Annotated in this window: 27 protein-coding genes; 16 read left to right on the top strand and 11 right to left on the bottom strand. The window is 70.2% G+C overall.

Annotated elements, in window-relative coordinates; genetic code table 11:
• The first annotated feature begins 19 nt into the window (after positions 1–19).
• Genes F0U44_RS10970 through F0U44_RS10955 form a run of 4 tightly spaced genes read left to right on the top strand, consistent with a single transcriptional unit; the run spans position 20 to position 2,445 of the window.
• On the top strand, positions 20–799 hold the full coding sequence (locus F0U44_RS10970) for a sulfite exporter TauE/SafE family protein (protein WP_149728319.1): 780 nt from the start codon (positions 20–22) through the stop codon (positions 797–799).
• A 16-nt stretch (positions 800–815) separates the two neighbouring features.
• On the top strand, positions 816–1,130 hold the full coding sequence (locus F0U44_RS10965; protein WP_149728318.1) for a pyridoxamine 5'-phosphate oxidase family protein: 315 nt from the start codon (positions 816–818) through the stop codon (positions 1,128–1,130).
• The gene (locus F0U44_RS10960; RefSeq protein WP_223163650.1) at positions 1,127–1,885 is read left to right on the top strand and encodes a VOC family protein; all 759 of its coding nucleotides are present in this window, start codon (positions 1,127–1,129) and stop codon (positions 1,883–1,885) included. The genes F0U44_RS10965 and F0U44_RS10960 overlap by 4 nt, the downstream gene beginning before the upstream one ends.
• Positions 1,886–1,908: 23 nt before the next feature.
• A complete protein-coding gene (locus F0U44_RS10955) occupies positions 1,909–2,445 on the top strand; it encodes a DinB family protein (RefSeq protein ID WP_149728317.1) in 537 nt (178 codons plus the stop codon).
• Positions 2,446–2,450: 5 nt separating this feature from the next.
• Here the strand turns inward: F0U44_RS10955 and F0U44_RS10950 are convergent, their stop codons facing one another.
• The 7 genes from F0U44_RS10950 to F0U44_RS10920 form a co-directional block, all read right to left on the bottom strand.
• Positions 2,451–3,311 carry a hypothetical protein gene (locus tag F0U44_RS10950; protein ID WP_149728316.1) on the bottom strand — a complete coding sequence of 287 codons (861 nt, stop codon included), beginning with the start codon at positions 3,309–3,311 and terminating at the stop codon, positions 2,451–2,453.
• 87 nt (positions 3,312–3,398) lie between these two features.
• Positions 3,399–4,748 carry an ABC1 kinase family protein gene (locus F0U44_RS10945; RefSeq protein WP_149728315.1) on the bottom strand — a complete coding sequence of 450 codons (1,350 nt, stop codon included), beginning with the start codon at positions 4,746–4,748 and terminating at the stop codon, positions 3,399–3,401.
• Between the two features lie 18 nt (positions 4,749–4,766).
• A complete protein-coding gene (locus tag F0U44_RS10940) occupies positions 4,767–5,135 on the bottom strand; it encodes a VOC family protein (RefSeq protein WP_149728314.1) in 369 nt (122 codons plus the stop codon).
• Between the two features lie 41 nt (positions 5,136–5,176).
• The gene (locus F0U44_RS10935; protein WP_149728313.1) at positions 5,177–5,827 is read right to left on the bottom strand and encodes a hypothetical protein; all 651 of its coding nucleotides are present in this window, start codon (positions 5,825–5,827) and stop codon (positions 5,177–5,179) included.
• A gap of 11 nt (positions 5,828–5,838) precedes the next feature.
• Entirely contained in the window at positions 5,839–6,066 is a 228-nt protein-coding gene (locus tag F0U44_RS10930) for a YiaA/YiaB family inner membrane protein (RefSeq protein ID WP_149728312.1), read from the bottom strand.
• Positions 6,067–6,113: 47 nt separating this feature from the next.
• Complete coding sequence (gene msrA / locus F0U44_RS10925; protein ID WP_149728311.1) at positions 6,114–6,755, bottom strand: peptide-methionine (S)-S-oxide reductase MsrA; 642 nt, start codon at positions 6,753–6,755, stop codon at positions 6,114–6,116.
• A gap of 29 nt (positions 6,756–6,784) precedes the next feature.
• Positions 6,785–7,723 (bottom strand): DUF5995 family protein, encoded by a 939-nt coding sequence (locus F0U44_RS10920; RefSeq protein ID WP_246160420.1) that lies wholly within the window; start codon positions 7,721–7,723, stop codon positions 6,785–6,787.
• Between the two features lie 115 nt (positions 7,724–7,838).
• On the opposite strand from F0U44_RS10920, the gene F0U44_RS10915 reads away from it, so the two are divergent.
• The 5 genes from F0U44_RS10915 to ilvA all read left to right on the top strand — a co-directional run bounded on the left by F0U44_RS10915 (position 7,839) and on the right by ilvA (position 14,023).
• Positions 7,839–8,648, top strand: coding sequence for a dioxygenase family protein (locus F0U44_RS10915; RefSeq protein WP_223163648.1), 810 nt, complete (start codon positions 7,839–7,841; stop codon positions 8,646–8,648).
• 262 nt (positions 8,649–8,910) lie between these two features.
• Entirely contained in the window at positions 8,911–10,071 is a 1,161-nt protein-coding gene (locus tag F0U44_RS10910) for a cystathionine gamma-synthase (RefSeq protein ID WP_149728309.1), read from the top strand.
• Complete coding sequence (locus tag F0U44_RS10905; RefSeq protein WP_223163647.1) at positions 10,064–11,425, top strand: glutamate mutase L; 1,362 nt, start codon at positions 10,064–10,066, stop codon at positions 11,423–11,425. The genes F0U44_RS10910 and F0U44_RS10905 overlap by 8 nt, the downstream gene beginning before the upstream one ends.
• Positions 11,422–12,795 (top strand): AI-2E family transporter, encoded by a 1,374-nt coding sequence (locus F0U44_RS10900; RefSeq protein WP_246160419.1) that lies wholly within the window; start codon positions 11,422–11,424, stop codon positions 12,793–12,795. Before F0U44_RS10905 ends, F0U44_RS10900 begins: the two co-directional genes overlap by 4 nt.
• On the top strand, positions 12,788–14,023 hold the full coding sequence (ilvA, locus tag F0U44_RS10895; protein ID WP_223163646.1) for a threonine ammonia-lyase: 1,236 nt from the start codon (positions 12,788–12,790) through the stop codon (positions 14,021–14,023). Before F0U44_RS10900 ends, ilvA begins: the two co-directional genes overlap by 8 nt.
• 6 nt (positions 14,024–14,029) lie before the next feature.
• Here ilvA and greA read toward each other — a convergent pair whose 3' ends face one another.
• On the bottom strand, positions 14,030–14,527 hold the full coding sequence (gene greA / locus F0U44_RS10890; RefSeq protein ID WP_149728307.1) for a transcription elongation factor GreA: 498 nt from the start codon (positions 14,525–14,527) through the stop codon (positions 14,030–14,032).
• A 173-nt stretch (positions 14,528–14,700) separates the two neighbouring features.
• Positions 14,701–15,144: a DUF4307 domain-containing protein gene (locus F0U44_RS10885; protein WP_149728306.1), complete on the bottom strand. Its 444-nt coding sequence runs from the start codon at positions 15,142–15,144 to the stop codon at positions 14,701–14,703.
• A gap of 41 nt (positions 15,145–15,185) precedes the next feature.
• Between F0U44_RS10885 and mca the strand changes: the two genes are divergently transcribed.
• Both mca and F0U44_RS10875 read left to right on the top strand, forming a co-directional pair.
• A complete protein-coding gene (mca, locus tag F0U44_RS10880) occupies positions 15,186–16,064 on the top strand; it encodes a mycothiol conjugate amidase Mca (RefSeq protein WP_188113430.1) in 879 nt (292 codons plus the stop codon).
• 16 nt (positions 16,065–16,080) lie between these two features.
• The gene (locus tag F0U44_RS10875) at positions 16,081–16,320 is read left to right on the top strand and encodes a hypothetical protein (RefSeq protein WP_149728304.1); all 240 of its coding nucleotides are present in this window, start codon (positions 16,081–16,083) and stop codon (positions 16,318–16,320) included.
• On the opposite strand, the gene F0U44_RS10870 is transcribed toward F0U44_RS10875, so the two are convergent.
• Positions 16,305–16,895 carry a TetR/AcrR family transcriptional regulator gene (locus F0U44_RS10870; protein WP_223163645.1) on the bottom strand — a complete coding sequence of 197 codons (591 nt, stop codon included), beginning with the start codon at positions 16,893–16,895 and terminating at the stop codon, positions 16,305–16,307. The two genes, F0U44_RS10875 and F0U44_RS10870, sit on opposite strands and share 16 nt — an antisense overlap.
• 43 nt (positions 16,896–16,938) lie before the next feature.
• Here F0U44_RS10870 and F0U44_RS10865 point away from each other — a divergent pair, with 43 nt between their 5' ends.
• Positions 16,939–18,210 (top strand): oxygenase MpaB family protein, encoded by a 1,272-nt coding sequence (locus F0U44_RS10865; RefSeq protein WP_149728303.1) that lies wholly within the window; start codon positions 16,939–16,941, stop codon positions 18,208–18,210.
• A gap of 39 nt (positions 18,211–18,249) precedes the next feature.
• Positions 18,250–18,621, top strand: coding sequence for an MmcQ/YjbR family DNA-binding protein (locus F0U44_RS10860; protein ID WP_149728302.1), 372 nt, complete (start codon positions 18,250–18,252; stop codon positions 18,619–18,621).
• 3 nt (positions 18,622–18,624) lie between these two features.
• Here F0U44_RS10860 and F0U44_RS10855 read toward each other — a convergent pair whose 3' ends face one another.
• Positions 18,625–19,467: a 3-hydroxybutyryl-CoA dehydrogenase gene (locus tag F0U44_RS10855; protein WP_149728301.1), complete on the bottom strand. Its 843-nt coding sequence runs from the start codon at positions 19,465–19,467 to the stop codon at positions 18,625–18,627.
• 168 nt (positions 19,468–19,635) lie between these two features.
• Between F0U44_RS10855 and F0U44_RS23005 the strand changes: the two genes are divergently transcribed.
• The 3 genes from F0U44_RS23005 (at position 19,636) to F0U44_RS10845 (ending at position 23,497) form a co-directional block, all read left to right on the top strand.
• Positions 19,636–19,776, top strand: a complete 141-nt coding sequence (locus F0U44_RS23005) for a hypothetical protein (RefSeq protein WP_188113429.1) — start codon at positions 19,636–19,638, stop codon at positions 19,774–19,776.
• Positions 19,773–22,700: a helix-turn-helix transcriptional regulator gene (locus F0U44_RS10850; protein ID WP_149728300.1), complete on the top strand. Its 2,928-nt coding sequence runs from the start codon at positions 19,773–19,775 to the stop codon at positions 22,698–22,700. The genes F0U44_RS23005 and F0U44_RS10850 overlap by 4 nt, the downstream gene beginning before the upstream one ends.
• Positions 22,701–22,795: 95 nt before the next feature.
• Positions 22,796–23,497, top strand: coding sequence for a hypothetical protein (locus tag F0U44_RS10845; RefSeq protein ID WP_149728299.1), 702 nt, complete (start codon positions 22,796–22,798; stop codon positions 23,495–23,497).
• The last annotated feature ends 25 nt before the right edge of the window (positions 23,498–23,522 follow it).

Below are 23,522 nucleotides of genomic sequence, written 5' to 3'. Positions count from 1 at the left end.
GACCCTGACAATAGGCGCGATGTCCGATCCGTCCGTGACCGTCCTCCTGCTGCTGGGACTCGCCGCCCTGGCCGCGGGCTTCGTCGACGCCGTGGTCGGCGGGGGCGGGCTGATCCAGCTCCCCGCGCTGCTCATCGGACTCCCGGGCGCGACGCCGGTCCAGATCCTCGCGACCAACAAGACAGCGTCGATCTGCGGCACCTCGGCCGCCGCGACGACCTACTACCGCCGGGTCCGGCCCGATCCCCGAACCTTCGGCCCGCTCATGGTCTGTGCCCTCGTCGGGTCGTTCCTGGGCGCGCTGGTCGCCTCGCACATCCCGCGCGAGGCGTTCGAGCCGATCGTGCTGGTGGTCCTCGTGGTCCTGGGGGCGTACGTCGTCCTGCAGCCCGAGCTCGGCGAGGAGACCCTGCTGCGGTTCGCCGGGCGCCAGCACCTGGTCGCAGCGATGGGGGTCGGGGGAGTGATCGGCTTCTACGACGGAGCGCTCGGCCCCGGCACGGGCAGCTTCCTCGTCTTCGCCCTGGTCGGGCTGCTCGGCTACGACTTCCTCGAGGCCTCAGCCAAGGCCCGGCTGGCCAACTGGGCCACCAACCTCGGCGCCCTGCTGCTCTTCATCCCGACCGGCGCCGTGCTCTGGAAGGTGGGTCTCCTGATGGGCGCCTGCAACCTCGCGGGCGGCTACCTCGGGGCCCGGACCGCCGTCGAGAAGGGCTCGAGGTTCGTCCGGGCGTTCTTCATCGTCGTCGTTTCGGCATTCATCGTCCGGATCGGCGGCGACGTCATCGGGGTCTGGTAGCGCCTATCGTGACGGGGTGAGCATCCCCGTCGAGATCGGTGACCTGGCGAGTGCCCTCGACCGGTGCGGCAGCGGCTACCTGCTGACGACCTCGGACGGGCGGGTGAAGGTGGTCATCGTGCATCCGGTCGCCGCAGACGGCGTCCTCGAGCTCGCTTCGCCGGGGACGGGCACGCTGGCCAACCTCGCGGTCAACCCGATCGTGACGCTCGTCTTCCCGCCGCTCGAGCAGGGCGGTCACAGCCTCTTGGTCGACGGCACTGCCACGGTCCGGGGCGACGACGTGGTGGTCGAGCCGAGCAGCGCCGTGCTCCACCGGCGGGCCCCATGAGCCAGATGAGCCCGTCCTGGATCACCGTGTTCCTGGACTTCGCGTCCGACGGCTTCGAGGAGGGCGTCGGGTTCTGGGCGGCCGTGACCGGCTACGACGTCAGTGCGTCTCGCGGCGACACCGACCAGTTCGCGACGCTTCTCCCCGCCAACGGCGACGCGTTCTTGCGCGTGCAGCGGCTCGACGAGGGCACCGACCGGATCCACCTCGACCTGCACACGCCCGACCCGCGTGCGGCGGCCGATGCGGCGGCGGGACTCGGCGCGAGCGTCGTGGCAGAGGAGGGCCTCGGCTACGTCGTGCTCCGCTCGCCCGGCGGCCTCACGTTCTGCTTCGTGCCCCACGCGGCGGCCACCCGCCCAGGTCCGACCGCCTGGCCGGGTGGGCAGTCGTCGTTGATCGACCAGGTGTGCATCGACGTGCCGTCGTCGTCGTACGAGCGGGAGTGTGAGTTCTGGCGTGACCTCACCGGCTGGGAGCCGCGGGCCTCGGCGGTCTCGACCGACTTCTCGTCCTTGCTCCGCCCCGACGGTCAGCCGTTCCGGATCCTGCTCCAGCGGCTCGGCGAGGAGGCCGGACCGACGCGCGCCCACCTGGACTGGGCGACGACCGATCGCGCGGCCGAGACCGAGCGGCACGTCGCCCTCGGGGCGCGGGTGGTCGACACTCGTCCGGTGTGGACGGTCCTCGCCGACCCCAACGGTCGCGCCTACTGCCTGACCGACCGCGACCCCGAAACCGGGATGCTCGGCTGAGGTCGGCCCGCTACGGTCGCGGCATGGATCCCGACGGTCGTAACCACCCCCCGCTCGCCGGCGACGAGGTCACCACTCTCCGCGCCTTCCTCGACTACCACCGCGACACCCTGCGCTGGAAGGTCGAGGGACTCACCCAGGCCCAGCAGGCGCAACGCCTCGAGCCGAGCACGATGACGCTCGGCGGGATGATGAAGCACCTCGCGCTGGTCGAGTCGAGCTGGTTCGAGGTGGTGCTCGGCGGCGGCGACTACATGCCGCCCTTCGACGGCATCGACTGGGAGAAGGACCAGGACTGGGACTGGGACAGTGCCGTCGAGGACACCCCCGAGCAGCTGCGCGCGCTCTTCGACGAGGCCGTCACCCGCGCCGACCGGGTGATCGACGAGGCGGTAGCGAGCCCGAGTGGCCTCGACACGCTCTCGGCTCGGCCGAGCCGCCGGAGCGGCAACCCCTACAGCCTGCGCTGGATCCTGCTCCACATGATCGAGGAGTACGCACGCCACAACGGTCACGCCGACCTGATCCGCGAGTCGATCGACGGTCTCACCGGCGACTGACGCTGTCAGTCTCCGCTGTAGGTGAAGGCGACCTCACGGGTGTCGCCCGCGTTGATGGTGCCGAGGTTGTAGGTCGCCTTCGCCATCATGTCCTCCGGGCCGGTGACCGACACCCCGGCAAGGGGGGCGCACGAGTCGTGGTTGTCCGGGAAGAAGCCGACCGACGTCACGACCGGGCGGCCACGGGACGTGCCGGTCAAGGTCAGTGCGCTGCCCGGGTTGTCGAAGACGATGGCCGAGCGTCGGGTGCTGAGCCCGAAGTCGTTGTGGATGTCGAAGACCTCGCCGATGAGGTCGATGTCGCCGAGGCGGGACAGCTTGACGCCAGCGAGATCCCCGCCGCTCGTGTTTGTCACCGACATGGTGATCGTGACGATCCGCGATGCCGACGCGCTGAACTTCTGCTTCAGGCTGAAGCGCCCGTCGGTGGTCGTGCGCGTGATGGTGAGGGGGAAGGTGTTGGCGCCACCGGGTTGCGCGATGGTCGGATCGTTGAACCCCGTCTCGCCCAGGACCGAGGCGTCGAAGCCACTCACTCCGCCGGCCGTGCTGCAGAGGGCATATCCCTCGACGAAGGCGCCGCTGCGGATCAGCTCGAACGGCCCGCCCCCGACCACGCCTACCTTGAACTCGACCATGTTGCCGTCGGACGTGAAGCAGGTCTCGAACAAGGTGCTGCCCGAGCTGAAGGTGTGCGTCGACGAGCACGCGCCACCGCTGTCGATCGACGGTCCGCCCTGGTCGGTGCCACCGCCGCCGCCTCCCGGGTCGAGCACGGGCACGGCTCGGGCTCCGGAGGGCGCCGCCGCGGGCGTGAAGACCAGCGCGGCCACGGCCAGCGCGGGGATGAGGATTCGTCGCAACATGGTGCCTCCTCGGGGAGCGCGAGGTTTTACAGACCTCCCGCCACGGTCCTCCGGGGGCCAGCGAGCGTCAATCCGCCGAACGGATGATCAGACGCCCGCGAACCCTGGGAGGAACTCCTCCATGATCGCCCGGAACGGCGCCTCCGCCTCAAGTTGGCTCATGACACCGACGCCGCCCAGCCAGGTGCGGTGGATGAGGAGGTACGACGGCGGCAGGTTGAGCTTGATCGAGACCGTGTAGGTCGGGTCCTTGGGGTTGTTGAGGCGCTGGAACTGCTCGCGCATCCACGCCCGCGAGAAGCGGAACCGCTCGGTCTGCGTCGGCTCGACGAAGGGCGAGAGGTAGTCCATGAGGATCTGCGGGTCCATCCGGATCTTGTCCTTGAGGAAGCCCTCCTCGCGCAGGCCGGCAATCAGGCCGTCGCCGTCGCCAGCGGCGCAGAGCCGGACGAAGCGGCCGAGCGGTGCGGGGAGTCCGCCCTCGGGCAGCCGCGCGACCGCGCCGTAGTCGAGGACGCCGAGCCGGCCTGGTGAGCCGTCGGCGTTGGGGATGATCCGGTAGTTGCCCGGGTGCGGGTCAGCGTGGAGCAGGCCGGTGCGAGCCGGCCCGGAGAAGAGGAACCGGACGTAGAGCTCGCCGTAGTGGTCGCGCTCCTCCGCGGTGCCCTCGGTGATGATCGTCGCCAGGGATGACGCCGACTCCAGCCACTCGGTGACGAGCACGCGGGGGCCGACGGCGACCACCTCGGGCACCACGATGTCGGGGTCGTCGCGGAAGGCCTCCGCGAAGGTCCGCTGCGCGTCCGCTTCGAGGGGATAGTCGAGCTCCTCCTTCGCGCGTGCCTGGATCTCCTCGATCAGCGGCTTGATGTCGACGCCGGGGATCAGGGGAGCCAGCGTGCGGGCCGCGCGAGCCAGGGTCTTCAGGTCGGACTCGAGGGCGGCGCCGGCGTCGGGGTACTGCACCTTCACCGCGACCTCCCGCGACTGACCCGTCTCCGGGTCGTGCCAGCGGCCCTTGTGGACCTGGCCGATGGACGCGGCCGCGGTCGGCCCGCCGTCGAGCCACACCAGCTTGGTCTTCCAGTCGGCGCCGAGGTCGGCGGCAATGACGTCGCGCACCGTCTGGGTCGGCATCGGCGGCGCCGAGTCCTGCAGCTTCGTGAGGTTCTCGCGGTAGGGCGCGGCCATCTCCTCGGGCAGCGCCGCCTCGAGGATCGAGAGGGCCTGGCCGAACTTCATCGCTCCGCCCTTGAGCTCGCCCAACGTGCGGAAGAGCTGCTCGGCCGTGCGCTGCTGGATCTCGCTCATCACCGTCTCGGCGGGCTTGCCGCCGAGACGCTTGCCGAAGCCGAGCGCGGTGCGCCCGGCGTAGCCCAGCGGGAGTGCAGCGAGTCGCGCCGTGCGTGCGGCGGCGGTCCGTGGGAGATCGGCCATGGCTCTATTGTCCCCCGCTCAGCTCAGGCACAGACAGAACGGGTGCCCGGCAGGGTCGAGGAACACCCGGAACGACGTGCCCGGCTGGGTCTCGGAAAGGGTGGCGCCGAGCTCGACCACCGCCGCCCCGCCGGTGTCGAGGTCGTCGACCACCACGTCGAGGTGCATCTGCTGCGGTGAGTCCTGCCCGGGCCAGATCGGCGCTCGGTAGCCGTCGACCGTTTGGAACGAGATGCAACCCGAGCCGTCAGCCGGCTTGATGTCGACCCAGTCCTGGTCGGCATCGGCTGACTGCACCTCCCAGCCGAGCAGCGCTGCGTAGAAGTCGGCGAGCGCCGCGGCGTCGGGGCAGTCGATGACGAAGGTCGGGAAGCGTGCAATGGCCATGCCCACGACGCTAGGCGACGCCTCCGACACGGCATCGCTGGTCAGGCGAGGATGCACGCGCCGCCCGTCTCGCAGTCGACGATGATCAGCGCGAAGAGGCCCAGGTAGAGCCACAGCAGGACGCCCACCAGCAGTCCGGCGAGGTTCGCCAGCCAACCCCACGTCGTCCGGGTGCGGAACAGCAGGACGACCAGGCCGATCAGCCCGACCGTCAGGAATCCGTGCAGCCAGATGAGGCTGGCGGTCACCGATGAGGCCCAGAGGAGGAACGCTGTGACGGCGCCGAGGGCCGCAGCCAGCGGAAGGGAGTACGCGCGCACGCTCGCCACACCGCACACAACAGCGATGCCGAGCGGGGTCCACCACAGGTCCTCGGAGGATCCGAGGAGCGGCAGCGACGCGAGCCCGTAGGCGAACAGGACGGGGACGGCCATGAGCGCCCACGCCGCCCACCCGTCACGGGCCCGGCCCTCGTCCTGCCAGAAGGGTGCACGTCCGCAGAATCCAGCGACCACCAGGCAGAGCAGCCCGAGAGCCACAAGCGCCAGGAGCAGGAGGTAGACCGCGTCGGGCGGGAAATCATCACCGGTCAATGCCGTGGTGACGGCATAGATCAGACCGGAGGCGACGACGAGACTGGTGCCTGACCTCGTGATCGTTCGGACGAACGGGCGGATCGGCTCGGATGCCACGGCAGGACCGCTCATCGGTAGGGCGTGACCGAGCCGACCACGGCCCGCTCCTCCTGCTGGTCGCGCACGCACTTGGCGAGCGCGAAGGAGGAGTTGACGAGGAACAGGGCGCCGAGCCCGAGGAACGCTCGAACCCAGGGATCGGCCGGGATGAAGTAGATCCCGCCGATCATGAACAGCATGGCCGCGCCGAACGAGATCGCCGACTGCAGGTAGAACGCGTAGGTCATCTTGGTCATGACCCCAGGGTCAGACCTGCGCGCGACGGGCGCCTGAGTCGCCGTACTCAGCTGGTGGGGAACGGGATACCCGTGTTGGCGTGGCAGCGGTAGCCGTAGGGGTTCTTGTGGAGGTACTGCTGGTGGTGCGGCTCGGCGTACCAGTAGTCCCCGGCCGGCTCGATCTCGGTGGTGATCTCGCCATAGCCACGGCGGGTGATCTCGTCGCCGTAGATCTTCGTCAGCTCGCGCGCAGTCTGCTCCTGCTCAGGTGAGGTGAAGTAGATCGCGGAGCGGTACTGCGTGCCGACGTCGTTGCCCTGGCGCATGCCCTGGGTCGGGTCGTGGACCTCGAAGAACTGCTTGACCAGGTCGGCGAAGGAGACCCGGTCGGGGTCGAAGACGATGCGGACGGCCTCGGTGTGGCCGGTGCGGCCGCTGCAGACCTCTTCGTACGTCGGGTGGGGGGTCACGCCGCCCGCGTAGCCCACCGACGTCGACCACACACCCGGGATCTGCCAGTAGATCTCCTCGGCACCCCAGAAGCAGCCGAGTCCGAAGACGGCGACCTCGAGGCCGTCGGGGACGTCGTCGGTGACCAGCGGTGCGTTGAGCACCTCGTGCTTCTCGGGAAGCGGGAAGGCGGGGGTGGAGCGGCCGGCGAGCGCCTCGGCGGGGTCGACCATCTCGGTCTTGCGGCGGGAGAACATGCCTACCAGTCTGCCCAGGGGCGCAAGCGTTACACCGCTCCGTGCGCGGCGCACCAGGCGTCGCGCTTCTCGGGGTGAGGCGTGGTGAAGAACTGCCGGATCCCGAGCGCCTGCAGCGCGGCGTAGGTCTCGATCTGCTTCTCGACGAGGTTGCGCTGGGCGCCTGTCCGCGCGAGGGACAACAGCTCCGCGTGACGCCACACCATCTCCCGCCACCCGCGCATGATCACACCGGCGATGGTCTCCTCGACGGTGCCCGCGTCGATGTCGTCGAAGGACGGGTCGAAGCGCGCGGCCTCCTCGGCGAAGACGGGCATGTAGAGCGAGTCGAGTCGTTGGTTGTAGCGGTTGTGGTCGGCCTTGTGGCTGGTGCCGTCGGGCGCGGTCAGGCCCACCTTTGCCAGCACGTAGGGGAAGTCGCGGTTGATGTGGGCGTTCATCGACAGCAGGAAGTTGCCGAGCCCTGTCATGGCGTGGTCGTCCTCGGCCTTGAGGGCGATCTTCCACGCGGCCGGGATCTTGGGGCGGCGGCCGGCCTCCCAGTCGCTGGTGGTCTTGAAGTAGAGGTCGGCGAAGACGGTGTCGACGCGGTTGAGCCACTTCGCGTCGGCGAAGTAGCCGGACCGCACCGCGTTGCTGACGTTCTCGGTGACCCGGAGGTAGGCGAGGGAGAAGATCGCGCTGTGGGAGCAGGTGGCCACGAGGCCGTCGAGCCGCGTGCGCATCCGGGCCATCACCTCGTCGATGCAGGTGCTGCTGCCCGACTTGCAGAGGTCGCCGGCGTAGTCGGCGCCCGGGATGGGCAGCGGCGGTAGCAGCCCGATCAGGATGTCCAGCGGCGGGAGGACCAGACCGCGGATCGGATCGGGATCGGGCACCGGGTCGTCGGCCGCTGCCGGTCGGAGTGGTGAGACCGCCAGCACGAGGGCGAGCAGGAGTCCGAGAGCGGCGCGGGCCAAGGTGATCACATCTGTATTCAACGTGACGAGGTGCCGTCGCGCTACGGCCCTCACAGGGATCGCACAGCAGCGCGCGAGACCGATCACAGCCGACCTCGGTGTCATCGGTGGCATGGTGGACCGCATGCACGACGACCCGTTCGACCGCGGCTTCGCCGCTGACCTCGATGCCCTCCGCGCACAGCGAGGACGCCGAGCCGTGCTCGGCCTGGTGGGTGGGGGAGCGGCGGTCGCCGGGGGCGCCGTACTCCTCGGAGGTGGCGGGGCAAGTGCTGTGGCCCGTGCCGCGCTCGGCGCCTGCGCGGCCGAGATCCCCGCGGAGACCGGCGGTCCCTTCCCGGCCGACGGCACCAACGGGCCCAACGTGCTCGACGACGAAGGCGTCGTACGGCGCGACATCCGCGGCAGCTTCGCCGGCGCGACCGGCCGCGCCCGAGGCGTCCCGCTCCGGCTGGTGCTGACGCTCCAGGACACCGCGACCTGCGCGCCGGTCTCCGGGCTGGCGGTCTACGCCTGGCACTGCGACCAGCTCGGCCGCTACTCGGTCTACAGCGACGGTGCGACGGAGGCGAACTTCCTGCGCGGGGTGCAGGTCAGCAACGATCGCGGCCGGTTGCGCTTCCGCACGATCTTTCCCGGCTGCTACCCGGGCCGCTGGCCGCACGTGCACTTCGAGGTCTACTCCAGCCTCGCCGACGCCACCGGCGGCAGCGACCCGGTGGTGACCTCCCAGCTCGCCTTCCCGCGCCGGCAGTCGATGCGCGTCTACCGCAACGACGACCGCTACGTCGGCTCGGAGGCCAACCTCAACCGGATCTCGATCGGCACCGACGGGGTCTTCGGCGAGGACGACGGCGAGCGCCAACTGGCGACCATGTCCGGCAACCTCTCCGACGGTCTGACCGCGCGACTCGTAGTGCCCGTCGACGTGTGACGAGGTCTAATCGACGAGCACCTCAACCAGCCGGTCGTCCTCGATGTAGAACAGCGGTGGGCAGGGCGGAACCCTCCGACCTCCGTCGGATCTCGCGACAGCGTTGTAGAGAAGTTGTCCAAGCCTCAGTTCTGGATTCCGCTGCCATGCACTTCGAATCGTATCCAGGACCAGGTCCATCTGATCAGTGTTCCGCATGAAACAATGGTAGTTCGGGGCGTCCGGATCGAACGATTGGATTTCGCTGAGTAGGCTCGCCGGGGTGAGCCAAGAGCATCGCCAGAAGAGTGGTTTCGAGACCCGCGCCATCCATGCGGGCTACGAGCCGGACCCCACGACCGGGGCGGTCATCCCGCCCATCTATGCGACCTCCACCTACAAGCAGGACGGGGTGGGAGGCCTGCGCGGCGGCTATGAGTACAGCCGCAGCGCCAACCCCACCCGCACCGCGCTCGAGGGCGCGATCGCGGCGCTGGAGGAGGGGGAGCGCGGCTTCGCGTTCTCCTCCGGCCTCGCCGCTGAGGACACCCTTCTCCGGGCGCTGTGCCGACCCGGAGACCACGCGGTCATCCCCGACGACGCCTACGGCGGCACCTTCCGCCTCTTCGACAAGGTCGCGGTGCCGTGGGGCCTGACCCACAGCCCCGCGCCGGTCGACGACCTCGACGCCGTCCGCGCCGCGATCCGTCCCGGCGTCACCAAGCTGGTCTGGATCGAGACCCCGACCAACCCGATGCTCTCCATCGGTGACATCGAGGCCCTCGCGGCCGTCGCCCACGAGGGCGGAGCGCTGCTCGTCGTCGACAACACGTTCGCGTCGCCGTACCTCCAGCAGCCGCTCACCCTTGGCGCCGACGTTGTCGTGCACAGCACGACCAAGTACGTCGGCGGGCACTCCGACGTCGTTGGCGGGGCCCTCGTCGTGCGGGACCAGGAGGTCGCCGAGAAGGTCGGCTTCCACCAGAACGCGATGGGTGCGGTGCCGGGGCCGTTCGACTGCTTCCTGACCCACCGCGGCATCAAGACGCTCGCGGTGCGCATGGACCGCCACTGCGACAACGCCGAGCGCGTCGCTGACTTCCTGACCAGCCACCCGAAGGTCGGCACGGTCATCTATCCGGGCCTGGAGACCCACCCGGGACACGAGGTCGCGCAGCGCCAGATGAAGCGCTTCGGCGGCATGATCTCCTTCCGCTGCACCGACGGCGAGGCAGCGGCGCTGAAGGTGTGCGAGCGAGCCGAGGTCTTCACCCTCGGCGAGTCGCTGGGCGGGGTCGAGTCGTTGATCGAGCACCCCGGCCGGATGACCCACGCCAGCGTCGCGGGCACCGACCTCGAGGTGCCGGCCGACCTGGTCCGGCTCAGCGTGGGCATCGAGAGCGTCGACGACCTGATCGCGGACCTGGAGCAGGCACTTGACTGAAGGTGGCTCCGGCCCCTCGGACACCGTGATCTGCGTCGACGTCGGCTCCACCTTCACCAAGGCCCTCCTGGTCGACCTCGGGTCGGCCGAGGTGCTGGCGACGGCGCAGCGGCCTTCGCTGGCGACCGGTGACGTGATGGACGCGGTCGACGGCTGCCGGGCCGACCTCGCCGAGATCGACGCCCGGGCGGTGGACGCGGACGTGCTCGCCTGCTCGAGCGCCGGGGGCGGGCTGCGCGTCGCGGTGGTCGGGCACGAGGCGTTGGTGACCGCGGAGGCGGGCCGACGGGTGGCCCTGTCGAGCGGCGGCAAGGTAGTCGGGGTCATCCCCACCGCGGGCGAGTCTGCGGAGGGGGTTTCGAGGCTCCTCGCTGCGCTCGTCGCACCTCAACCACCGGAGTCGCCGCCGGATCTGATCCTTCTGGCGGGCGGCACCGACGGTGGGAACCGCGAGGCCGTCGTCGCGGCGGCCCGAGCCATCGCTGCGTCCGACTTCACGGGCCCCGTCGTGGTCGCCGGCAACGTCGATGCCCACGCCGAGATCGCCGAGATCCTGGCTGGCCAGCCGCACGTGCTCGCCGACAACGCGGTGCCGCGCATCGGCGTGCTCGCGCCGGAGAGCGCGCGGGCCGCCGTACGGGCGCAGTTTCTCCAGCACGTGATCGCGGGCAAGGGGTTGAGTGCGCGGTCCGAGCAGTTCGCGCGACTCGTCCAGGGGCCGACCCCCGACATCGTGCTCGCCGGTGTCGAGCTGCTCGCTCACGGCATCGATGACGAGCGGCCGGGCATCGGCGACGTCGTGGTCGTCGACATCGGCGGCGCGACCACCGACGTCTACTCGGTGGTCACCCTCGACGCCGAGCGCTCTGACGACGGGCTCGCGCACGAGGTCGTCGCCCCGACCTCGGCCACGCGCACCGTCGAGGCCGACCTCGGCATGCGCGAGTCGGCCGGCCTGCCGCCGTCCTACGTCCCGAGCACCGACGCGGAGTTCGCCGCTGACGAGGAGATCGCGCGCGCGGCCGCCGCGTCCGCCTCCCGACGGCACGCCGGTCGCTCGCGCGTCGTCCTCTCGCCTGACGGGCGCGTGGTCGAGCGCACAGGGGTCGACTTGCGCGAGGTGGCGCTGGTCGTCGGCAGCGGCGGCGTCCTCCGGCACGGGCGGCCCGGGGTCGCCCAACGGGTGCTCGGCGACCTCGTGACGACGGCCGACCCGGAGGGGTGGCAGCTGCCCGAGCGGGCGCGGATCGTGGTCGACCAGGACTATCTGCTGGCCGCAGTCGGCCTGCTCTCCGGCGCCCACCCCAACGTCGCCTATCGACTTGCCACCGCGCTCGCTACGGTGACGACGTGACCGACGACGTGAGGGACGACGAGGCACCGAAGGAGCTCGGGGAGGAGCTCGCCGGGGACCACGAGGAGGGCCACGAGGAGGACCACCGGCACCGCCCGAGGTTCACCCGCCGCCGCCGAGTCGACGAGGGCGAGGATCCTGACGAGGACGCCGTCGCGACCGTGCTCCAGCGGTTCGCCCACCAGTGGGCGCTCGCGCGTGAGGAGCGCCGCGGTGGTCCGGCGCCGCTGCTGACCGGCCCGTCGCGCACCGGCCGCGCCGAGGTCCCCTGGGGGCTCGACCTGGCCGCAGCCTGGGCCTGGCGACTGCTCATCATCGCCGCGGCCGGTTACCTGGTCATGTGGCTCGCCGGCTACTTCGCCGTCGTCACGATCCCTATCGCGGTGGCGCTGCTGTTCAGCGCGCTCTCCTGGCCGATGGTGCACCTGCTGATCCGGCTGAAGATCCCGAAGGGCCTGGCGGCCGGGCTCGTGGTCCTCGGTGGCATCACCGCCGTCGCCGCCCTGCTGACGTTCGCCGGTCAGCAGGTCGCCACGGGGGCCGAGGACCTCGCTGACCAGACGGTGAAGGGGCTCGAGGAGATCCGGACGTGGCTGCGCGACGGCCCGGTCAACGCGAGCGACTCCCAGATCAACGACTGGATCAAGAGCGCGCAGGACATGATCACCGAGCGCTCGAAGGACGGGGAGGTCCTGGGGCGGGTGACCGAGGTCGGCTCCGCGCTCGGCCACGTCGTCGCCGGCTTCTTCATCACCCTCTTCGCGACCTACTTCTTCCTCGCCGACGGCGACCGCATCTGGGCCTGGATCGTCCGGCTCGCCCCCCGCGGCGCGCGCGAGCGGGTCGACAGCTCCGGCAAGGTCGCGTGGCTGTCGCTGGTGCAGTTCGTGCGGGCCACGGTGATCGTCGCGGCCGTCGATGCGATCGGCATCATGATCGGCGCCGCCATCCTCAAGGTCCCGTTCGTGCTGGCCATCGGCGTGCTGGTCTTCTTGGGCGCGTTCGTCCCGGTGATCGGTGCCACCATCGCCGGCTCGGTGGCCGTGCTGGTCGCGCTCGTCGACCAGGGACCGGTGACCGCACTGATCATGGCGGGGGTCCTGATCGGCGTGCAGCAGCTCGAGGGCCACGTGCTCCAGCCGTTCCTCCTCGGCCGCTGGGTCCAGCTCCACCCGCTGGGCGTGATCCTGGCGATCGCAGGCGGCGTGCTCGTCGCAGGCGTGGTGGGCGCGCTGGTCGCCGTACCTCTCGCCGCCGCGGCCAACGCCGTCGTCCTCCACCTCGCCGAGCTGTCGCAGATGTCGCTCGCCGAGGCCGAGGAGGCGCTCGATGACGACATCATCCATCCAGAGGGAGCGACGCATGACTGAGCCGACGGACGCGAAGGCGCCGACCGTCACGCTGGCTGACATCGAGGACGCGCGGCCGCTGGTCGACGCGGTGGCCGTGCCGACGCCCATGCTCGAGTCGCGATGGCTCTCCGGGGTGGCAGGGGTGCCCGTCTACCTCAAGTGCGAGAACCTTCAGCGCACCGGCTCCTTCAAGGTCCGCGGCGCCGCGGTCCGCATCGCTCGGCTGTCCGACGACGAGCGGGCCCGAGGCGTCGTCGCCGCGTCGGCCGGCAACCACGCGCAGGGAGTGGCGCTCGCCGCCCAGCAGCACGGCATCCCGGCGACCGTCTTCATGCCCGATGGCGCCCCGATCCCGAAGGTCCGCGCGACGGAGGGTTACGGCGCCGAGGTGCGCTTCGTGAAGGGTGTCCTCGAGGACGCGCTCGCCGCCGCGCGGGAGTTCGAGGCGGAGACCGGGGCGGTGCTGATCCACCCCTTCGACCACACCGACATCGTCGCGGGCCAGGGCACCCTCGGCCTGGAGATCCTCGAGCAGATCCCCGAGGCAGCGACGGTCATCGTGCCGACCGGTGGTGGCGGGCTGCTGTGCGGCGTCGCGATCGCGGTCAAGGCCGCGCGCCCCGACGTACGGGTCGTGGGGGTGCAGGCGGCTGGCGCCGCAGCGTTCCCGCCCTCCCTCGCCGAGGGCCGTCCGATCCGGCTCCCGCAGATGGCCACGATGGCCGACGGCATCGCGGTCGGCCTGCCGGGCGACCTCACCTTCCGCCTGGTCCAGGAGTACGTCGACGAGCTGATCACCGTCTCCGAGGAAGCCCTGTCACGGGCCCTCCTCGCCCTCGTCGAGCGCGAGAAGCTGGTCGTCGAGCCCGCCGGCGCGGCCGCGGCGGCCGCCCTGTGCGAGGAGCCGGGCCGCTTCACCGGGCCCGTGGTCGTCGTGTTGTCGGGCGGCAACATCGACCCGCTCCTGCTCGGCAAGGTGATCCGGCACGGCATGGCTGCCGGGCGGCGCTACCTCAACCTGCAAGTCACGCTCGCCGACATTCCGGGCGGTCTCGCCCAGCTGCTCACCCAGATCGGTGAGGCGGGGGCCAACGTCATCGAGGTCGCTCACGAGCGGATCTCGCCGAGCCTGCTGCTCGACGAGGTCGACGTGCACCTCCAGCTGGAGACGCGGGGCGAGCCGCACGCCGAGGCGGTCATCGACCGCCTCCGCGAGCACGGCTACACGGTCATCGACCGCGGCTGAGCCTGCTCAGCCGACGTAGGGCTTGGCGTCGAGGATGACGACCGTCTGCGGCTTGCCGTTGACCTCGTAGGTCACCGTCTCGCCCTTCGAGTGACCGTTGATCGCCGCGCCGAGGGGCGACTGCGGGGTGTAGACCTTGAGGCCGTCCGGCTCGACGTCACGCGCGCCGAGCAGCAGGAAGGTCACCGCCTCGTCGTCGTCATCGCCCTCGAACTTGAAGGTGACGACCATGCCGGGCTCGACCACGCCGTCGTCGGGAGGGGTCTCGCCGACCTCGGCCTTGCGCAGCATGTCCTCGAGCTGACGGATCCGGAGCTCGATGCGACCCTGCTCGTCCTTGGCCGCGTGGTAGCCGCCGTTCTCCTTGAGGTCGCCCTCGTCCCGCGCCGCACTGATCTTGGCGACGATGTCCGCGCGCTGGGGCCCCTTGAGGTCCTCGAGCTCTGCCTGGAGCTTGTCGTAGGCATCCTGGGTCAGCCAGATCGTCTGGTCGGTCTGCGTCATCGGGTACTCCTGGATAAACGGATATGCGGAACTTCTGATGGTCGTGCTGCCGTGGTCCGGATCGTCTCGCCCGCTCTGGCGCCCCGGCTCGTCCGGTCGGGCGCCGGCGCGAGGCCGGACAGGCCTACGAGTTTACCCACTCGGGCCGGTTTCGGCGGATTTCCTGCAGGTGACTAGCGCGGACGCAGTTGGCCCTCGGCGGTGCAGCCGACGCTTTCCACGGCGGTCGCCCGGCGCTCGGTCCGGATCGTCACGGTGGTGTCGATGCTGTCACCGGAGCCGTCCTGGGAGGGCTCGAAGGTCTCCTCGCCGACGACGGTCTTGTCGTGCGCGATCGCCCGCACCGTGCAGTGCGCCTCGACCGGGTCGTCGCCCCACTTCACCCGGATCACGGCGGTCGCCTCGTGGTCGTCGACGATCTCGGAGGTGATGAGCTCCGAGGACACCGTCGGGTCGGACTGGGCGAGGGTGATCCAGGTCCACAGGACGGCCAGGCTGCCCACCACGACGACCACGACGCCGAGCAGGAAGTACTTCCGCCAGACCGGGGGAGCGCCGTACCGCTCGGCCATGGAACCGGCCGGGGAACCGGCTGGGGAATGGTGCGGAGCGCTCACCGGTTCATGCTCCCATGGCCCTCAGTCCTACGATCTCGGGCATGCCTGTGGCACCTCGAAGCGGCCTGCGTCTGATGCACGTCCACGCTCACCCTGACGACGAGTCGAGCAAGGGAGCCGCGTCGACGGCCCGCTACGTCGCGGAGGGTGTCGACGTCCACGTCGTGACCTGCACCGGAGGCGAGCGCGGCTCGATCCTCAACCCCAAGATGGACCGGCCCGGGATCCTCGAGAACATCCACGAGATCCGCCGTCAGGAGATGGAGCGGGCGCGCGACATCCTGGGCGTCACCCAGGACTGGCTCGGCTTCATCGACTCCGGCTGGCCCGAGGGCGACCCCAAGCCGCCGCTGCCCGAGGGCTGCTTCGGGCTGGTGCCGATCGACGAGGCGGCCGCGCCGCTGATCCGGCTGGTGCGCAGCTTCAAGCCGCAGGTGATGACGACCTACGACGAGAACGGCGGCTACCCGCACCCCGACCACATCAAGTGCCACGAGATCTCGGTCTATGCGTTCGAGAAGGCCGCGGATCCGACCTACGCCCCTGAGCTGGGTGAGGCCTGGCAGGTCAGCAAGCTCTACTACCACCACACCTTCAGCTACGGCCGGATCAAGGCGCTGCACGACGCGATGCTCGAGCACGACCTCGAGTCCCCGTGGACCGAGCGCCTCGAGAACTGGTCGCGCGACCCCGAGTGGGAGAAGCGGGTGACCACGAAGGTCCCGTGCGGCGACTACTTCGGCGTACGCGACCAGGCGCTGCTTGCCCACGCGACCCAGATCGACCCCGACGGCTTCTGGTTCGCGATCCCGCGCGAGCTCCAGGTGAGTGTGTGGCCGACCGAGGACTACGAGCTGGTCACCAGCCACGTGCCGACCGAGCTCCCTGAGGACGACCTCTTCGCGGGCGTCGAGGGGTGAGTGGGACACTGGTCCCATGACTGCCGCTTGGATCCTGGCCGCGCCCGACGACAACGACGTCGTGGCGGGTCCCATCGGATTCGTCGTCTTCATCGCGCTGCTGATCGCGGTCGCGCTGCTCGGCTGGAGCCTCACCAAGCACCTCAAGAAGGTGCACCAGGCCGCTGAGGAGGGCGTCTACGGCGAGCCCGAGGCTGCTGCCTCCGAGGTGGCGGCTTCAGAGGCTGCCGAGACCGAGGGTCACGACAGCAAGTAGCCGGCGATCAGCGCGACCATCTCGTCGAGGAGCTGGTCGCGGGTGAGGTCGGGCCGGTCGAGCACCCAGCGCACAGCGAGGTTCTCGATCGCCAGCACCATGATCCACGCGGCGGCGGCTGCGTCAGGCCGGTGGTTGATCTCGGGGCGCGCCCCGAGATAGGCGGCCGCGAGGTGGCGCACCTGGCGCTCGACCTGGGTCAGCCGCGCGTGGGTGCGGCCGAGGGGCAGCTCCTCGTAGACCACGCGGAGCAGCGCGGGGTCGCGCTCGAGCGCCGCCAGCAGCGCGTCGGCGGTGTCGCGCACCATCGCGGGTCCGAGCTCGGTGATGCGGTCGCTGAGGGCGGCGGCGACGAGCTCGGAGGTCTCGTCGACGTAGCGGTCGACGACGACCGCGACGATCGAGGCCTTGTCGGGGAAGTACTGGTAGAGCGAGCCCGGGCTCACGTCCGCCGCGGCAGCGACCCGGTTGGTCGAGAAGGTGTCGTAGCCGTCCTCGACCAGCACCTGGCGGCCCGCTTCGACGATGCGCTCGACCATCTGTCGGGAGCGTTCCTGGCGCGGCTGTTTCCTCATGATGCGAATGGTATGCGAGCCCTGGCTCGCGTTAAGATCGAGCATGACCGCACAGCAGATCGACCCCGCGTCGACGGGCCCGATCGGGGCCTATCCGCAGCGCTACCGCGAGGCCGAGGCGCGCGGCGTGCGCCTGGGTCGCCCGCTCCGCCTGATGGGGCGGGTGCGCGACGTCGACGAGGAGCTGATGGATCGCGTCGGTCGCGCGTTCGGTGAGCGCGACGAGCCCGGCGCGCTGCTCGCTGACGCGATCCGGATGCGAGCGGGGCAGCCGGGGCGGGTCACCATGCAGCAGTTCCGGACCGCGCTCGCCGAGGGGATCGCCGCCGTACCCGATGCGCCGCAGGCGCTCACCTCCTTCTTCGCCGAGGTCGGCGACACCCCCGACTGGGTCGACTTCGCGTTGGTCGACCAGGGCGCCGCGGTGGCGCGGCGGTTCGGCCAGAACGCCGCCGACGTCCTCACCCAGCTGGCCCTCATCGGCGGCTACCGCTTCGGCGGCCCGGCCGACCTGTTGGTGGCGACCGGCGGCCTGGTCGGCGACAGCACCCGCCGTCGTCTCGGGGAGACCCAGAAGTGGGTCGTCGAGCTGTTCCGCGACGGAGCCCTGCGCCCGCCGGTGGACGGCGGTCCGGGCAGCGAGGCCTGGCGGCTGACCGTCCACGTGCGAGCGATGCACGCGTTGGTCAACGCGACCTTCGAGCCGACCTGGGACTCGGCGCGCTGGGGACTGCCGATCAACCAGGCCGATCAGGCCTCGACGCTGATGCTCTTCGACGGCGTACTCATCGTCGGTTGCCGCGGCCTCGGCGTCAGGGTCACGCGCAAGGAGTCGCGGGCCCTCATGCACCTGTGGAAGTACGTCGGCTGGCTGATGGGCGTCGACGCCGACTTCCTCGTCGACAGCGAGTGGGAGCGGCACCGACAGGCCTACCACGTGCTGCTCGCGCAGGCCGACATCTCCGAGGCCGGCCCGCAGCTCGCGCAGGCGATCGTGCACGCCCAGCGCGAGCGCCACTACCGCGGCTGGCCGCAGCGGCTGCAGTGGCTGCGCGCCCGCTACGAGACCGAGCGGCTGCTGAGCATGCTCACGACCTTCCTCGGCCCGACCAGCATGCGCGAGCTCGGTCTACCGATGCGACCCCCGTGGGCGCACGCCTACCTCTTCGGCCTCAACACCTTCCGCTACCGCGTCCTCGCCCGCAGCGCGTGGGGTCGCGACCGCCTCGAGGCGTGGGGTGACCGGGTGAGCCAAGACCTCCTCGACAGCTACTTCCGCACCGAGCGCCAGAGCGTGGGCGAGCTCAAGACCTGACTTCGCGGGATGTCGGTGGGGTGTGGCAGATTTCGGGCCGTGCCTGAGCGTCCCGATGTGCCCCTTGCGTGGGTCGAGCGTCTGCGGGAGGTGCTCGACGTGTTTCCCGAGTGCCACGAGGAGACGGCGTGGACGGGGGTGCGGTGGCGGGTCGGGCAGGCCACCGTGGCGCACATCTTCGGCGGGGAGGACCAGCTCTTCCGCATCACGTTCCGGGCCGAGCCCGACGAGGTGATGGCGTTCCAGCACCTCGGGGCGCCCTACTTCAAGGGCGAGTGGGGTGGCAACGTCGTCGGGATGCTCGTCGACGACGACACCGACTGGGACGAGCTGGCCGAGCTACTCACCGACTCCTACTGCATCCAGGCGCCGCAGCGCCTCGCGGAGACGGTCGAGCGCCCGTCGGCCTGAGGCCTACGAGTAGGTGTAGAAGCCGCGCCCGGTCTTCCGGCCGAGCAGTCCGGCCGACACCATCCGCTGCAGCAGCGGCGGGGGAGCGTAGAGCGGCTCCTTGAACTCCTCGTAGAGCGACTCCGCGACGGCCTTGGTCGTGTCGAGGCCGATCAGGTCGGCGAGGGCGAGCGGCCCCTGCGGGTGGGCGGCGCCGAGGACGAGGCCGTGGTCGATGTCCTCCGCGGTGGCAAAACCCGACTCCATCATCCGGATCGCGGAGAGGATGAACGGGATCAGCAGTGCGTTGACGACGAAGCCCGCCCGGTCCTGGCAGAGGATCGCCTGCTTGTTGAGCCCCTCCTCGACGAAGGCGCGCGACCGGGCGGTCGTCTCTTCAGAGGTCATCAGGCTCGGGACCAGCTCGACGAGCTTGAGCACCGGCACCGGGTTGAAGAAGTGGATGCCGAGCACCTGCTGCGGCCGCGACGTCGCGACGGCGAGCTTCATGATCGGGATCGAGGAGGTGTTGGACGCCAGGATCGTGTCGGCGTTGACGATCTTGTCGAGCTTGGCGAACAGCTCGACCTTGGCCTCTTCGGCCTCGATGATCGCCTCGATCACCAGGTCGCGGTCGGCGAGCGCCTCGAGGTCGGTCACGAACCGCACCCGAGCGAGTACGGCGTCGGGGTTGTCGAGCTTGCCCCGCTCGGCCGCGCGTCGCAGCGACTTCTCGATCCGGGTGCGCGCCGCCTCGGCGGCGGGCTCATTGGCCTCCGCCACGATCACGTCGCGCCCTGCGCGGGCACACACCTCCGCGATGCCCGATCCCATCAGGCCGCCACCGACCACACCGATCCGTTCCATGCGCTTCCTTCTCTCTTTCGCTCCGTCCCCGTTCGTCACGCTAGGCGCTCGGGTCGGTCGGCGCATGGCTGGTTCCTACAGAAGTTGAGGCGAATTCCTGACTCCACCCGCTTGTCTTACGCCGAGCCTCCAGGTCATCAACCATTCCCTCACTTTCTGGAGGATCCGATGAACGTCTGGAGCTCGAACCGCTTCCAACTCGCTCTGACTTGCGGTGCTGCGCTGTGGGAGCTGCCGGACGCGCCGCTCGTGGAGCCTCAAGCCGCCGAGATCGAGCTCGACGTCGTGGCCGAGGCCGAGCAGGGATGAGCGTCGGCGTCGTCCTCGAACAGGGCGGCGCCGAACTGCGTGCGGGACTCGGCCTGGCCTGGGACGATCCCCCCATGGCTCGAGTGCGCAGCCGGCAGATGGTCGGGCGCGACCGCGACCTCGCGACCCTGCTTGACCTAGCCGAGGCTGTCCGCACCGGTGAGCCGCGGCTCGCGCTGGTCATGGGCGAGGCCGGCATCGGCAAGACTCGGCTGACGCAGGAGTTCGCGGAGCGCCTCAGTGACGCGCTCGTGCTGACAGGTCATGGCGTCGACCTCGCGACCGGTGAGCTGCCGTTCGGGGTGGTGGCAGACACGCTGGCGGACCTCGTGCGGCAGCGCGGCGTCGAGGCGCTCACGGCCGACGAGCGGGCTTTGCTCGGGCCGTTGCTTCCGGGAGCCGTCCCTGCGGCGACGGACCCGGCGCGGGTCCTGGCGGGCGCCGTTTCCCTCTTCAACCGGCTCGCCGGAGCCGGTCTTGTGTGTTGGGTCGTCGAAGATCTCCAGTGGTCCGACGAAGCCTCCCGTGACCTGGTCAGCGTGCTCGGCCGCCGCGAGTCGGGGCAGCTGTTGGTGATCGCAACCGTGCGCACCGGCGGGCTGGCCGATCAACGTCCCGGGTCGGGGTTCGCGGCGTACCTCGATGGACTGACCCGGCTGCCTGCCGCCGAGACGGTGACGCTGGAGCGGCTCGGAGCCGACGACGTACGGCGTCAGCTTGCCGACCTCGTGGATGACCTGCTGCCGCCAGATGCCGTACGGCTGATCCTCGACGTGGGGGACGGTGTGCCGTTCGTCGTCGAGGAGCTCGCCGCGGCGCGCGGCCGGCCCGGCCTGACCAACGTGGCCGCCGTGGCAGAGGCGCGCCTCGGTGCGCTGTCGAGCGGTGCGCGTCGGCTCGTCGAGGCGGCCGCAGTCGGCGACGGTCAGCTCGTCTGGCCGCTTCTCGAGGCGGTGGTCGAACTCGCTCCGGAGGAGCTGGACGAGGCGCTGCTCGGTGCTGTCAGGGCGGGCATCCTCGAGGAGACACCAGGACGGGAGGGTGTCCGATTCCGGCACGCGCTCCTGCGCGACGCTGCCGACCGTGCCATCCCGCCGGCCGCGCGCCGCGGGTGGCACCGGCGCTGGGCGGAGGCCCTCGGCGCCGGGCCCGGCATCATCCCGGGTGATGCGGCTCTGATGGCCGTGGCAAACCACTGGCGCAGTGCCGGCGAGCCGGAACAGGAGGCACTCGCAGCCTTTGCTGCAACCGAGTCGGCACGGTGGACCGGAGGCGGCGTGCAGGAGCTCGGGTACTGGGAGCGGGTCGTTGAGCTCTGGCCGCAGGCGGGGGTGGCGCTGGAGGCGGCCGGTTGCACTCGCCACCTCGCCGTGGCCTGGGTGCTCCGACTCGCTACGTCCCTGGAAGGGGCGCGGGCCATCGAGCTTCTCGACCGGCTGGAGCGGTCGGCGGGTGACGAGCTGGAGAGGCACGCCGTCGCGATGAGGCGACACACCGCCGTGCGGGCGAAGACCTTCGATGCCCTGGCCGGCACCCCGCAGCGACACAGTGAACTGGCGCGGACCTTTCGAGAGGCGCTTCCCGATCCGCTCGCCATCGACTCCCTGTCGGTGTTGGCGCACTTCACCCCTGCTGATGATTCGTGGGGCAGCGAGGTTCTGCAGGAGATGCGCGACCTCTCACACGCCCGTGGTGACGACCGTTCGGCTCTCATCAATGCCGGACGTCAGGCGTGGCGGTTCTTCAGCAACGGAGAGGCCGACAGGGCGGTCGAGCACATCGAAGCCGCTATCGAATCGGCCCGCGATGTCAGCACGACCGAGCAGTGGGCCGTCGACGGCAACCTCATCTGGACCTTGATCTCCGCGGGTCGCTACGCAGAGGCTGAGTCGGCGATCGCGCGTGCGATCGGGCGGGTGCCCGATCCCGTCGCCGCGGGGGTGAACTTCGAGCACATCGTCGAGAACGCAGCGTCGTGCTGGATCAACACGGGCCAGTGGACACGAGCCGAAGCCCTCATCCGGCGTGCGCGACCGTACTGGGGCACAGGCCCGCGTTCCTCGGAGGTGCGGCTGGCTGAGCTCGAGCTGCTCAGAGCCGGACGTCTGACCGATCCGGAGGGGTGGCTGGCCGCTATCGACCAGCCACCAGTGCCGTCCGGGGCGTCTCCGCGTTGGATCGCCGAGACCGTCGCATGGCACGCGGCGGCTGAGGGCGACTTTCTCCGATTTCGCGAGTTGCTCGCTCCTACCTGGCGCGACGCTGTTGCCGAGGCCTCCGACGAGCTGTGGAGCCCGTCGCTCGCGGCCCTGCGGATCGAGGTAGACGCCGTGGCGAGGCGCGGGGGCGTGGCGGACCGAGCAGCCGTTGAGCACGTCGCAGCGATCTCGACGGTTCTGAAGAAGCTCTATCGTTTCGGTGACCTCGGGACCGCCTGGGACGCGGAGGTGAACGCACAGCTCGCTCGTTTCCGGGGTGAACCGTCTCGGTTCCACTTCGAGGCTGCGGTCCGCGCATGGGACCAGGTGGGCCATCCCTACGACGGAGCGGTCGCCCGCCTGGGCCTTGCCGAAGCCGAGGTCGCCGACGATCGTGAGGCTGCTCGGAGGCACGCCGAGGAGGCGCTCGCGGCGGCCCGCGAGCTCGGCGCCGGACCGCTCCGGGACGATGCCGAGGCGTTCCTCAAGCGCTATCGCCTCGCGAGCAGGACGGTGGAGACGCCGGGCAAGCCGGGCGCGTTGACCGCGCGCGAACTGGAGGTCCTGGAGGTGCTGGCCGAGGGGCGCACTAACGAGCAGATCGCGAGCATGCTCTACATGTCGCCGAAGACTGCGAGCGTCCATGTCTCACGGATCCTGGCCAAGCTCGGGGCGGAGAACCGCACTGAGGCGGTCGCGGTCGCACGTCGCATCGGCCTGCTCTGACCCTGCCGCAAGATCGGGCGAATTGCTGACGCCGTCAGCACCTCTTACGTCGACCGTCGGGTTCATCAGCACTTCCCACTCCCTGGAGGACCCCGATGAACACGATGAAGAAGCTCGCCGCGATCAGCCTGGTCACCGCCGCGCTTGCCGCTCCCGCAGACCTGACCGCATCCGCGCGACCGGCTCGCGCGACAGGCCTGCCTGCTGCCGCAAAGGGCTGTGTGCCGGCGATGATCGACAACTTCATGACCGGCGCCTATCGCTCGCCCGACCTGACGACGGGCTCGGTCACCAACACCGAGTCGGGCGCGATGCTGGGCGGTCGGCGTACGACCAGGTTCCAGGTCGCCGGCAATCCCTTCGGGTTCCCGTCGACGGCGGTGGTCGCGCCCGGCGACAAGTCCCTGCTCGCCGTCTCGTCCGGCTACAAGGGGCCGACCGCGTTGGCCGTCTTCTACGGTCTGAGGTCGGAGGCACACCCGGAGGTACTGCGGGCCGACCTCTCCTGCTTCAAGCGGTTCGAGGTCAACTTCGTGGCCAACGACCTGCCCCTCAACATCAATGTCGAGGTGAAGTCCGCCAGCAGCCCGACGGTCTACCAGTGCGGAGTCAACACCGAGGCTGGGCAGACCAACGGCTTCCGTCTCGAGTTCCCGTTCGACTGCTTCGTGACCAATGACCCGGCGCACCCGCCGGTGGACTGGACCCGGATCGACCGGGTGCTGCTCCTCATCCAGAGCGCCAGCGCCATGGCCGCCAACGACTACGCGATCAACTTCTTCCGGTTGGCCTCCTGACGCGGGCTGTCGAGGCAGCGCCCCG

The sequence above is a fragment of the Nocardioides humilatus genome (assembly GCF_008373755.1).
Classification (GTDB): Bacteria; Actinomycetota; Actinomycetes; order Propionibacteriales; family Nocardioidaceae; genus Nocardioides; species Nocardioides humilatus.
This window is presented reverse-complemented; position numbering and strand designations above follow the sequence as displayed.